Origin of the sequence: Enterobacter cloacae complex sp. IR5422 (assembly GCF_049238165.1) — a bacterium.
Lineage (GTDB): Bacteria > Pseudomonadota > Gammaproteobacteria > Enterobacterales > Enterobacteriaceae > Enterobacter > Enterobacter roggenkampii.
In genome coordinates this window covers 84058-96367 of record NZ_JBMKHT010000001.1, presented here as the reverse complement: position 1 = coordinate 96367, position 12310 = coordinate 84058, and the positions used below count along the sequence as shown (strand labels likewise).

At 58.2% G+C, this 12310-nt stretch carries 11 protein-coding genes; 3 read left to right on the top strand and 8 right to left on the bottom strand.

Translation table 11 applies throughout. The features are described from left to right. Positions 1-88: 88 nt before the first annotated feature. A complete protein-coding gene (locus ACOTXT_RS00500; protein WP_021240577.1) occupies positions 89-988 on the bottom strand; it encodes a LysR family transcriptional regulator in 900 nt (299 codons plus the stop codon). A 108-nt stretch (positions 989-1096) separates the two neighbouring features. Here ACOTXT_RS00500 and ACOTXT_RS00495 point away from each other — a divergent pair, with 108 nt between their 5' ends. Further along, positions 1097-2098 (top strand): zinc-binding alcohol dehydrogenase family protein, encoded by a 1002-nt coding sequence (locus ACOTXT_RS00495; RefSeq protein WP_234099296.1) that lies wholly within the window; start codon positions 1097-1099, stop codon positions 2096-2098. Between the two features lie 64 nt (positions 2099-2162). Here ACOTXT_RS00495 and nadR read toward each other — a convergent pair whose 3' ends face one another. The 3 genes from nadR to serB all read right to left on the bottom strand — a co-directional run bounded on the left by nadR (position 2163) and on the right by serB (position 5859). Next, complete coding sequence (gene nadR / locus ACOTXT_RS00490) at positions 2163-3395, bottom strand: multifunctional transcriptional regulator/nicotinamide-nucleotide adenylyltransferase/ribosylnicotinamide kinase NadR (protein WP_006810194.1); 1233 nt, start codon at positions 3393-3395, stop codon at positions 2163-2165. A 35-nt stretch (positions 3396-3430) separates the two neighbouring features. After that, positions 3431-4816 (bottom strand): DNA repair protein RadA, encoded by a 1386-nt coding sequence (gene radA, locus ACOTXT_RS00485; protein WP_234099297.1) that lies wholly within the window; start codon positions 4814-4816, stop codon positions 3431-3433. A 74-nt stretch (positions 4817-4890) separates the two neighbouring features. Further along, complete coding sequence (gene serB / locus ACOTXT_RS00480; protein ID WP_008502066.1) at positions 4891-5859, bottom strand: phosphoserine phosphatase; 969 nt, start codon at positions 5857-5859, stop codon at positions 4891-4893. Positions 5860-5976: 117 nt separating this feature from the next. Between serB and ACOTXT_RS00475 the strand changes: the two genes are divergently transcribed. Further along, positions 5977-6621 (top strand): YtjB family periplasmic protein, encoded by a 645-nt coding sequence (locus tag ACOTXT_RS00475; protein ID WP_008502067.1) that lies wholly within the window; start codon positions 5977-5979, stop codon positions 6619-6621. 39 nt (positions 6622-6660) lie between these two features. Further along, the gene (gene lplA, locus ACOTXT_RS00470; protein WP_039023920.1) at positions 6661-7677 is read left to right on the top strand and encodes a lipoate--protein ligase LplA; all 1017 of its coding nucleotides are present in this window, start codon (positions 6661-6663) and stop codon (positions 7675-7677) included. 85 nt (positions 7678-7762) lie between these two features. On the opposite strand, the gene deoD is transcribed toward lplA, so the two are convergent. From deoD to deoC, 4 genes are all read right to left on the bottom strand, one after another. Continuing rightward, on the bottom strand, positions 7763-8482 hold the full coding sequence (gene deoD, locus ACOTXT_RS00465) for a purine-nucleoside phosphorylase (RefSeq protein WP_003856538.1): 720 nt from the start codon (positions 8480-8482) through the stop codon (positions 7763-7765). A gap of 103 nt (positions 8483-8585) precedes the next feature. Then, positions 8586-9809 (bottom strand): phosphopentomutase, encoded by a 1224-nt coding sequence (deoB, locus tag ACOTXT_RS00460; RefSeq protein WP_046091472.1) that lies wholly within the window; start codon positions 9807-9809, stop codon positions 8586-8588. Positions 9810-9862: 53 nt separating this feature from the next. Next, a complete protein-coding gene (gene deoA, locus ACOTXT_RS00455; protein WP_421625274.1) occupies positions 9863-11185 on the bottom strand; it encodes a thymidine phosphorylase in 1323 nt (440 codons plus the stop codon). A 101-nt stretch (positions 11186-11286) separates the two neighbouring features. After that, on the bottom strand, positions 11287-12066 hold the full coding sequence (deoC, locus tag ACOTXT_RS00450; RefSeq protein ID WP_023293328.1) for a deoxyribose-phosphate aldolase: 780 nt from the start codon (positions 12064-12066) through the stop codon (positions 11287-11289). Positions 12067-12310: the final 244 nt, after the last annotated feature.

Sequence of the window (12310 nt, the reverse complement as noted above, 5' to 3'; positions counted from 1 at the left end):
TGAGTGCCGGGTGGCGGCTTCGCCTTACCCGGCCTACGGTACTGCGCAGTTTGTAGGCCGGGTAAGGCGAAGCCGCCACCCGGCTTTTTTATTTACCCACGTAATACCGCTTCACCTCGTCAAACTGCATTGCAAAGTCGATATAGCTCATCAGCGCGGGTGAGTTGAGCTTACGGCTCGGATAGGCCAGCCACAGGTCGTTTCCTTCAACGTTCCACTCCGGCAGTACCTGCACCAGCGCCCCTTTCTCGACCTTATCTTCCAGCAAAAAAGCCGGAAGGAGCGTAATCCCCGCACCGGCAATCGCACATTCGCGGGCGTATACCAGGTTATCGGTCATGTGCGCGTTATCCGGCAGGTAGCGGTAATCCTCGCTCTCGCTTCGCAGAAGCCACTCTGACCACGCCCGATGCGTAATGCTGCGGTGCTCCACCAGCTGACGGGGATGCGTTAGCGGCCCACGGCGCGCCAGATAGTCCGGCGAGGCCAGCATGTAACGCGGGCAGTGCCCGATCATGCGGCCAATCAGGGAGGAGTCCTGCGGCTTGCCGGTACGCAGCGCCACGTCAAAGCCGGCCTCGACCAGATCCACCACGTCATCAGAGATCGACACGTCCAGCGAAACCTCGGGATAGCGAAGCTGGAACTCGGCATTCATATGCGCCAGCAGCGTCGCGCCAATCCCCGCCGGGCAGGTGATGCGCAGCCGCCCGCTGGGGTTTTCGCGCAGGCGCTGGATGGCGTACTCCGCCCGCTCGCTGGCCGCCAGCATTTCACGGCAGTGCACCAGATAGTGCTCGCCCGCAAACGTCAGGTTCAGCCTGCGTGTGGTGCGGTTAAGCAGGCGAATGCCCACCTGCTGCTCCAGCTGGCTAATCCGCTGGCTTACGCTGGATTTTGGCAGCTCCGCCTTCTGGGCTGCCGCGGTAAAGCTGCCCATCTCGGCCACCAGCGCGAATAGCGCCATATCCTGCAGCTGTTTAAACATGATTGTTCATCCTGCACGAACGCTGAGTTCTTAATTGTCCATCTTATCACGCAGATGGCCACTTAATAGACTAGCCTCAACAAAACGCATGCCATTGAGGAGCACACCATGTCAGTTAAAGCCATCGCCGTTAACCCTGAAAATCCCTCTACTTTCATTGAAATCACTCCACCGATGCCGCAGCCCGGCGAGCACGATCTTCTGGTGGAGGTGAAAGCCGTCTCCATTAACCCAGTCGATACCAAAGTCCACGCGGGCATTGCTAAGAACGGGCTGAACGAGCCGCGTATTCTCGGATGGGATGCCAGCGGGATCGTCAAAGCCGTTGGGGCTGGCGTGACCGGATTCAAACCGGGAGATGAAGTGTGGTACGCAGGCGACATCACCCGTCCGGGCAGCAACACCACACATCAGCTGATCGATGCGCGCATTGTCGGGCACAAACCGTCAAGCCTCGGCTGGGCGGCTGCCGCCGCGCTGCCGTTGACCGCGCTCACCGCGTGGGAAGGCCTGTTTGAACGGCTGAATATTCAGGATGCCGGTACGGACAAAACCCTGCTGATCATCGGCGGTGCGGGCGGGGTGGGATCGCTGGCGATCCCGTTTGCGAAGCACAACAGCAAGGTAAAGGTGATCGCAACGGCGTCCCGTGAAGATTCCGCCCGGTGGTGCCGCGATCGCGGTGCAGATGTGGTGGTGAACTACCGCGATCTGAAAGGCGAACTGGCGAAGCACGGGCTGCCCTTTGTGGATTACATTTTCATCCTCAACGACACCGACGGGCACTGGGATGCGGTCAGCGACCTGATTGCACCGCAGGGGCATATCTGTTCTATCGTGGAGAATGAACACCCGCTGAACCAGGACAAGCTGAAGTCCAAATCCGCCGCCCTGCACTGGGAATTTATGTACACCCGCAGCATGTACCAGACCGCTGATATGGCGCGTCAGGGTGAGATCCTCAATGAGGTGGCGAAGCTGGTGGATAACGGCGTGGTGGAAAGCTCACTGAGTGAAACGCTGCACGGGCTGAGCGTGGAAAGCATTACCGAGGCGCACCGCAAGGTGCTGGACGGGCATATGCGTGGGAAAGTGGTGGTTGAGTTCTGAGTGGACTGATTCCCTCATCCCGGCCCTCTCCCATTGGGAGAGGGTTAGCGTGAGGGGAAAGTTATTAACCCTGCTCCCCCATCATCTCCTTCACCAGTTCGACGCAGCGCAGGAAACGGGAGTCGTAGTCTGACTCTTCAACGTGCACAAACTCAACGTTGTTTTCGTTGAGCATCTCCACCAGCATGGACTGGAATTCCCGCCTGTCCACCGAGCTGCCGAGGCTGCGCATGCCGTCGGCCACCCACGGGGTGTTGTTTTCCAGCAGGATCACCAGGTCAAAGCGATATTCGTCAATCAGCGCCTGCACGAACGGGTGCTCGCGCCCTTCGTATTTTTTGCAGAACGCCTGGGTGGTGACAAAATCGGTATCGATAAATGCCACCTTGTTGGCGTATTTCACCGCGAAATCAATGTACTGGGCATGCCCGAGCGCAATTTTGTCATAGTCGGAATACTGCAGCGCCATCTCGTCGCCACCCAGGTGCGAGAAGACATAGTCACGGCCGTACTCCCACGCGCTGGTGGTGTTGAAGATGTTAGCGAGCTTGTTGACCAGCGTTGATTTACCGCTCGACTCGCCGCCCAGGATCGCGACGGTGCGCACAAAGAACGGCTTCACTTCGGTCGGAATGTAATCCCAGTAGCGGAACGGGTTTTCGCGGATCTGCGCTCCGCTGATGTTCATGAAGGTGCGTTTCGGGTCGATCAGCACCGTCTCAATGCCCAGATGCTCGCGGAACTGCGGCGCATCAGACTCTTCAGAGGTGTAGATCCAGTTAGGCGCAATGCCCTTCTCTTCCATAAACGCTTTGATGCCGTTGCTCCACACGTCCCAGCCGTGCGGGTACGGCTCCATACCCTCTTCGTTAAAGGCATGAATGCGAATGTTTTTCTGGTACTTGAAGGTCTGAAGCAGCCAGCGCAGACGGTCCGGCACGGTCGGCTGCTGCGACATGGCGCTGTCTTCAAACAGCTGACGATCGCGGGTTTCGTCGTACCCCATGATGATGTGCAACTCGTCCACCTGGCTACAGGCGCGCTGGATCAGATAGATATGCCCGGTATGCAGCGGGTAAAACTTGCCAAACACCACGCCGATGTTCTTTTGCATACGCGGGAATTCCAGCCCCAGAAAGCGGTGCAGCGCTTCCAGCTTCTGCGCGCTGGGGCTTTTGATTTTGGCGTTCAGCAGTTGGCTCAGGTAGCCTTTGGTCATGCCGCTGGCGTCTGCCACCTGCTGCAACGTGCAGCCTTTCTGGCGGATAGCGGTCTTGATGTAGTCAAATGATGACATAAATTACGGTGCCTCCTGCAAAATCGAATACGTAATTATAAGTCGTCAAAGACATTTAACGCATCTGCGAGTTTCTTCACGCCAAAGACCTGCATCCCTTCCGGGATTTTTTTCGGCACGTTGGCAGCGGGAACGATAGCCCGACGGAAACCGTGTTTTGCCGCCTCGGAGATACGCTCCTGGCCGCTCGGCACCGGACGGATTTCCCCGGCGAGGCCCACTTCGCCAAAGACGACCAGATCCTGCGGCAGCGGTCTGTCGCGCAGGCTGGAGACCATCGCCAGCAGCAGCGCCAGGTCTGCGCTGGTCTCGGTGACTTTGACGCCGCCGACCACGTTCACGAAGACGTCCTGATCCGCCATCTGCAGCCCGCCGTGACGGTGCAGCACCGCCAGCAGGATTGCCAGGCGGTTCTGTTCCAGACCAACCGCTACGCGCCGCGGGTTGCCCATCATCGAGTGATCCACCAGCGCCTGAATTTCGACGAGCAGCGGGCGCGTCCCTTCCCACAGCACCATCACCGAACTGCCGGAGGTGATTTCATCTCCCCGGCTCAGGAAGATGGCCGACGGGTTGCTGACTTCACGCAGCCCCAGCTCGGTCATGGCAAACACGCCTAACTCGTTCACCGCACCAAAGCGGTTTTTATGGCTGCGCAGGGTACGGAAGCGAGAGTCCGCGTCGCCGTCGAGCATCACGGAGCAGTCGATACAGTGTTCAAGCACCTTCGGTCCCGCCAGCGAGCCGTCTTTGGTCACGTGACCCACCATCACAATCGCCACGCCGCGCGTTTTGGCAAAGCGCGTCAGGTAGGCCGCGGTTTCACGCACCTGCGCGACGCTGCCCGGCGAGGACTGGATGTCCGCCATGTGCATCACCTGGATGGAGTCGATCACCATCAGCTTAGGCTGCTCTTCTTCGGCGATCATGCAGATCTGCTCGATGCTGGTTTCCGACAGCATATTCAGGTTGCCGGTCGGCAGGCCCAGGCGGTGCGCGCGCATCGCCACCTGCTGGAGTGATTCTTCGCCCGTGACGTACAGGGTTTTCATCTGTTCGGCGAGCTTGCAAAGCGTTTGCAGCAGCAGAGTCGATTTACCCGCGCCCGGGTTACCGCCGATCAGGATCGCGCTGCCCGGCACCACGCCGCCGCCGAGCACGCGGTCAAATTCCTTGAAGCCGGTGGAGAAGCGCGGCAGCGCCTCCAGGCTGATGTCTGAAAGTTTTTGTACCTTCGACACGCCTGCATTGCCCGCATAGCCACTCAGGCGTTCATTGCGCGCCACGCTCGGCGAAGCCGCCACACCACGCACTTCGGTGATGGTGTTCCAGGCATGGCAGGCGCTGCATTGCCCCTGCCAGCGCGGATAATCCGCACCACATTCATTACAGACAAATGCGCGTTTTGGAGCTTTCGCCACGGTTTACCTCGTTATTTCTCTGCGGCCTGCATGCCGGGTGGCGCTTACGCTTACCCGGCCTACAAAGCAGACCGTTATTTCTGATTAAGGCTGCCGGAGAGAATGCAGAACACCCCCATCAGGTCAGCGTGACGGATAGTCACTTCCGTCTTTTCATTCACTTTTGGCTTGGCATGGTAGGCAATGCCCAGGCCGGCCGCTTTGATCATCGGCAGGTCGTTCGCGCCGTCACCGATGGCGACGGTCTGGACAACCGGAATTTCATATTTTTCCGCGAGGCGCGTCAGCGTATTGGCTTTGTACTGGGCATCCACAATATCGCCGATCACCTGACCGGTCAGCTTGCCGTCCATGATCTCCAGCTCGTTGGCCACCACGGTGGTCAGATGCAGTTTTTCCCGCAGATAATCCGCGAAGAAGGTGAAGCCACCGGAGGCGATCGCCACCTTCCAGCCGAGGGACTGCAGCTTCAGCACCAGCTGCGTCAGCCCGGGCATCAGCGGCAGCACGTCGCGCACCTGGCGCAGAATGTTGGCATCGGCCCCTTTCAGGGTCGCCACGCGCTGTCTCAGGCTGGCGGTGAAATCCAGCTCGCCGCGCATCGCACGCTCGGTGACTTCCGCCACCAGCTCGCCGCTGCCCGCCAGCTTCGCAATTTCGTCGATACACTCGATCTGAATGGCGGTAGAGTCCATGTCCATGACCAGCAGGCCAGGCGTTTTCAGGTGCGGAATTTTACCCAGCGGTGCGACATCCAGCCCGGCGTCATGCGCCAGGCGCGTGGCGCGCTGGGTCAGAGAGCCCGCCAGGCGAATGACCTGGTAGTCTTCCACGCACCAGGCGGCGACGATGACCATCGCGGCCCCCAGTTTGGTTTGATACTGGGTCAGGCGTTGCTTATCCAGACCGCGTCCGTACAGCAGCCAGCCGCTACGACCGGCGTGGTAATCCAGAGGCATCACCTCATCGCCACTTAAAGAGAGCGGCAATCCTGGCCATAAAGAGACATCCGTTGGCAGGTCACACCAGGTAATGTTCGGCATTAAAGCTCCTGTAATTTCGTTCGCGCCGGAAGGTTGCAGAGGGAAAATAACGCATGAGGCTACCCTGTAACCATCACTTCTGGCAACATTAAGCCGTAAATTTTCAGCAGGTGGAATATGGCTCGCGCAAAACTGAAATTCCGGCTCCATCGCGCCGTGATTGTCCTTTCCTGTCTCGCACTCTTAGTGGTGCTAATGCAAGGGGCATCGTGGTTTAGCCAGAACCATCAACGGCAACGCAACCCGCAGTTTGAAGAGCTGGCCCGCACGCTGGCACGCCAGGTCACGCTCAACGTCGCGCCGTCCATGCGTAACGAAACGCCTGACGAGAAGCGGATAGGCCAGGTTTTACGCCTGCTCACGGAGAACAGCCGCATTCTTGATGCCGGTGTCTATGATGAGCAAGGCAACCTGATTGCCCGCGCGGGCGAGCACGTCGACGTGCGAGACAGGCTGGCGCTGGACGGCAAAAAAGCCGGCGGCTACTTCAACCAACAGCTTGTTGAACCTATTCAGGGGAAGAATGGCCCGCTGGGCTATCTGCGCCTCACCCTTGATACCCACACCCTGCCCACTGAAGCCAAACAGGTCGATAATACCACCAATATTCTGCGCCTGATGCTGCTGCTTTCACTCGCCATCGGCGTTGTGCTGGCACGCACTCTGCTTCGGGGCAAGCGCACGCGCTGGCAGCAATCCCCGTTCCTGCTGACCGCCAGCCGGTCAGTCCCCGAAGACGAAGAGAGCGAGAAGAAAGAATAGTGATAAAGTAGGCGGATGATTTGGAAAAGGAACTCTGCCATGTCGACGTTACGCCTGCTTATCTCTGACTCTTACGATCCCTGGTTTAACCTGGCAGTGGAGGAGTGCATCTTCCGCCAGATGCCTGCCACCCAGCGCGTACTGTTTCTCTGGCGCAATGCCGATACGGTGGTTATTGGTCGTGCGCAAAACCCGTGGAAAGAGTGCAACACCCGCCGTATGGAAGAGGACAACGTCCGTCTGGCGCGCCGCAGCAGCGGCGGCGGCGCGGTATTCCACGATCTGGGCAATACCTGCTTTACCTTTATGGCGGGCAAACCGGAATACGACAAAACCATCTCAACGTCCATCGTCCTCAACGCGCTCAATTCGCTCGGCGTGACGGCGGAAGCCTCCGGACGTAACGATCTGGTGGTCAAAACGCCCGATGGCGACCGCAAGGTATCCGGCTCTGCCTATCGCGAAACGATGGATCGCGGATTCCACCACGGCACCCTGCTGTTGAACGCCGATCTCAGCCGTCTGGCTAACTACCTTAATCCAGATAAGAAAAAGCTACAGGCTAAGGGCATCACCTCCGTGCGCGGGCGCGTGGCGAATCTGGTGGAACTGCTGCCCGGGATTACTCACGAGCAGATTTGCGATGCGATTCGTGAAGCCTTCTTCGAACATTACGGCGAGCGGGTAGAAGCTGAAGCGATCTCCCCTGACAAAACACCGGACCTGCCCAACTTCGCGGAAACCTTTGCGCGCCAGAGCAGCTGGGAGTGGAACTTCGGTCAGGCCCCTGCCTTTTCCCATCTGCTGGACGAACGGTTTACCTGGGGCGGCGTGGAGCTGCACTTCGACGTGGAGAAAGGCCATATCACCCGCACGCAGGTCTTTACGGATAGTCTCAATCCGGCACCGTTAGAGGCGTTAGCCGCTCGTCTGCAGGGCTGTTTGTATCGGGCGGATATGTTGCAGCAGGAGTGTGATGCGCTGATCGGCGATTTTCCGGAGCAGGAAAAAGAGTTAAGGGATTTGTCAGCATGGGTTGCACAGGCCGTGCGCTAGTAAAAAAGCCCGCTTGCGCTGCGCTTAGCGGGCTTACAAAACCGTAGGCCGGGTCAGGCGAGGCCGCCACCCGGCACAACAGCTCTTACTCTTTATCGCCCAGCAGAACGGATTCCAGCGCGATTTTGATCATGTCGTTGAAGGTGGTCTGACGCTCGGCAGCGGTAGTCTGCTCGTGGGTACGGATATGGTCAGATACGGTGCAGATGGTCAGCGCTTTCGCACCGAATTCAGCCGCTACGCCGTAGATACCGGCCGCTTCCATTTCCACGCCCAGGATGCCGTATTTTTCCATCACGTCGAACATGTCGCCTTCTGGCGAGTAGAACAGATCGGCAGAGAACAGGTTGCCCACGCGCGCGTCAACGCCCAGCGCTTTTGCCGCGTCAACCGCGTTACGCACCATGTCAAAGTCAGCGATGGCCGCAAAGTCATGATCCTTAAAGCGGATGCGGTTGACTTTAGAGTCGGTACACGCGCCCATGCCGATCACCACGTCACGCAGCTTAACGTCCATGCGCACCGCACCGCAGGAGCCTACGCGGATGATTTTCTTCACACCGAAATCGGTGATCAGCTCTTTGGTGTAGATGGAGCAGGATGGGATACCCATGCCGTGGCCCATAACGGAGATTTTGCGGCCTTTATAAGTACCCGTGAAGCCCAGCATGCCGCGAACGTTGTTCACTTCACGCACGTCTTCCAGGAAGGTTTCTGCAATGTGCTTCGCGCGCAGCGGGTCGCCCGGCATCAATACGACGTCAGCGAAATCACCCATTTCTGCATTAATGTGAGGAGTTGCCATCTTCAGTTCCTTTTAACTTGTTGTTTTTGCCGGGTGGCGGCTACGCCTTACCCGGCCTACAAAACCGTAGGCCCGGTAAGCGAAGCGCCACCGGGCAATGACATCAGAACATGGCTTTGCCATATTCCATGTCAGACGTACCAAAGTATTTCGCCAGGGTCTGGCCAATGTCCGCGAAGGTTTCACGGTGACCCAGCGAACCCGGCTTCACTTTCGGGCCGTACACCAGCACCGGAATGTGCTCACGGGTGTGATCGGTACCGGTCCAGGTTGGATCGCAGCCGTGGTCCGCGGTCAGGATCAGAATGTCATCTTCACCCACCAGCTCCATCAGCTCCGGCAGGCGGCGGTCGAACAGCTCAAGACCCGCAGCATAACCCGCTACGTCGCGACGGTGACCCCAGGAGGAGTCGAAATCGACGAAGTTGGTGAAGACAATGGTCTTGTCGCCCGCTTCTTTCATCTCTTTGATGGTGGCATCGAACAGCGCATCGAGTCCGGTCGCTTTGACCTTTTTGGTGATGCCGCAGTTAGCGTAGATATCCGCGATTTTACCTACAGAAACCACGTGACCGCCTTTCTCATCAACCAGCTTCTGCAGCACGGTTGGCGCCGGCGGCTCAACGGCCAGATCGTGACGGTTACCGGTACGCTGGAAGTTACCCGCTTTGTCACCAATAAACGGACGCGCGATCACGCGGCCAATGTTGTAGCCGCCTTCGGTCAGCTCTTCACGGGCGATTTCGCACAGCTCGTAGAGTTTATCCAGGCCAAAGGTCTCTTCGTGGCAGGCAATCTGGAACACGGAGTCAGCAGAAGTGTAGAAAATCGGCTTGCCGGTTTTCATATGCTCTTCGCCGAGCTGGTCAAGAATCACGGTACCGGAGGAGTGGCAGTTGCCGAGGTAACCCGGCAGGTTGGCACGCTTCACCAGCTTATCGAGCAGCTCCTGCGGGAAGCTGTTCTCGTGATCGGAGAAGTAACCCCAGTCGAACAGCACCGGCACACCGGCGATTTCCCAGTGACCGGACGGGGTGTCTTTACCGGAGGAGAGCTCGTGCGCCCAGGCGTAGGCGCCCACGACTTCCGCGTTAGCATCCATACCGGCTGCGATTTTACCGGTAGAACCTTCATGCGCTTTCACCAGCCCGAGGCGGGTCAGGTTGGGTAGAGTCAGAGGGCCTTTACGACCGTTATCCGCTTCGCCTTTCGCACAGGCTTCCGCGATGTGACCCATGGTATCGGAACCCACGTCACCAAAACGTTCCGCATCTTCGGTTGCGCCGATGCCGAATGAGTCCAGCACCATAATAAATGCACGTTTCATAATTGTTCTCCGTACGTAGTGCTTCAAAAATTATCGATCAGATCAGTATACCGCTATTCGGTGATACGGCGATAGACAGTCGGTGTGGTTTCCGGCGCTTTATTGTCAAGCGTAATAGCCGCCTTCACCGCTTTCGCCGCTTCCTGCCAGCTGGCTTCATCTTTGGCGTGGATCACCGCCAGCGGACGTTGGCCGTCAACGCTGTCGCCCAGACGGGCCATATCGGTAAAGCCGACGCTGTAATCAATAGTGTCAGATGCCTGACGACGGCCGCCGCCCATCGAGACCACCGCCATGCCGAGCGCACGGGTGTCCATAGCGGAGACGAAACCTTCGCTATCGGCATACACCGCTTTGCTGAGCGTCGCGGTCGGCAGGTACTTCGCATAGTTTTCGACGAAGTCGGTTGGGCCTTTCTGCGCCGCAACCATGCGGCCAAAGATCTCCGCCGCTTTGCCGTTGTCCAGTACCGCCTGTAGCTTCGCGCGGGCGTCGGCGTCGTCTTTGGCCAGTTTGCCGGAGATTAACATCTCCACGCACAGCGCCATGGTGACGTCGAACAGACGCGGGTTGCGGTATTCGCCTGTCAGGAACTGGACGGCTTCACGCACTTCGACGGCGTTACCGGCGCTGGAAGCCAGCACCTGGTTCATGTCGGTGAGCAGTGCGGTAGTGCGCACGCCCGCGCCGTTGGAGACGCCAACGATCGCTTCGGCCAGCGCCTCAGAGAGTTCATAGGTTGGCATAAACGCGCCGCTGCCTACCTTCACGTCCATCACCAGCGCGTCCAGCCCTTCTGCCAGCTTCTTCGCCAGGATAGAGGCGGTGATCAGCGGGATGGAGTCAACGGTCGCGGTGATGTCGCGGGTCGCGTAGAAACGCTTGTCTGCCGGAGCAAGAGAGCTGGTCTGGCCGATAATCGCCACACCAACGTCTTTAATAATGTCGCGGAAGCGGTTGTCATCCGGGAAGATATCGAAGCCCGGAATGGCTTCCAGTTTGTCGAGCGTACCGCCGGTGTGGCCCAGGCCGCGCCCGGAGATCATAGGAACGTAACCGCCGCAGGCTGCCACCATAGGGCCGAGCATCAGGGAGGTCACGTCGCCCACGCCGCCGGTGGAGTGTTTGTCCACAATCGGGCCGTTGAGGTTGAGGCTTTTCCAGTCCAGAACGGTTCCTGAATCTCGCATCGCCATGGTCAGCGACACGCGCTCAGGCATCGACATATCGTGGAAGAAAATGGTCATCGCCAGAGCCGCAATCTGCCCTTCTGAGACGGTGTTATCACGAATGCCGTTGATGAAGAAGCGGATCTCTTCGTCGCTTAATGCATGACCATCACATTTTTTACGAATAATTTCTTGTGCGAGAAACACGGTAACCCCCATGAGGAATCGGGTGAATGGTGGCGGGTACGGTTTACCCGACCACGATCCGGGTAGGCCGGGTAAGCGTAGCGCCACCCGGCAATTCAAACTTAGTAGCTGCTTGCGCTCTTACCGTCGCCGTGACCCAGCGCTTTCAGCAGGCTGGCCAGCAGGCTGGAGGCGCCGAAGCGGTAGTGACGGGAATCGGCCCAGTCGGCGCCAAACAGCTCGTCGGCAATCGCCAGGAACTGCTGCGCGTCTTCCGCGGTACGCACGCCGCCCGCAGGTTTGAAGCCCACGGTTTTGGACACGCCCATGTCGCGGATCACTTCCATCATGATGCGCGCGCTTTCCGGGGTCGCATTTACCGGTACTTTACCGGTAGAGGTTTTAATGAAATCCGCACCGGCTTTGATGGAGATTTCAGAGGCTTTACGAATCAGCGCCTCTTCTTTCAGCTCGCCGGTTTCGATGATCACTTTCAGCAGCACGTTTGCCGCCGCACACGCGTCTTTACAGGCCTTCACCAGGTCAAAACCGACCTGCTCGTTGCCGGCGATCAGCGCGCGGTACGGGAACACCACATCCACTTCGTCTGCGCCGTAGGCAATCGCCGCGCGGGTTTCTGCCAGCGCAATCTCGATATCATCGTTGCCATGCGGGAAGTTAGTGACGGTTGCAATGCGCACGTCCGGGGTGCCCTGCTCGTTCAGCGTCTTACGGGCAATCGGGATAAAGCGCGGGTAGATACAAACGGCTGCGGTGTTGCCCACCGGCGTTTTCGCCTGATGGCACAGGGCGATGACTTTCTCATTGGTGTCGTCATCGTTCAGGGTAGTCAGGTCCATCAGTTTCAACGCGCGCAGGCTGCTTGCAGTTAAATCGGTCATAACATTCTCCAACGGCAGTGCCGTATAAATTTTACCTTGCGGGTCTGTGAGTATTCTAACATCCACCCGCATCCACACTTCGACATTCATCACAGTTAATAAAAACTGCATGCAAATTTGCATTACTGTAATGTGATCTTCTTCAAACTTTAGCGCGCATATTGCCGACTAAAGCAGCGATACCCCCTGTCGGATCAAAAGTGCCGACAGGCAGGCTTTCTACAATCCGTTCATCATCCGCAGA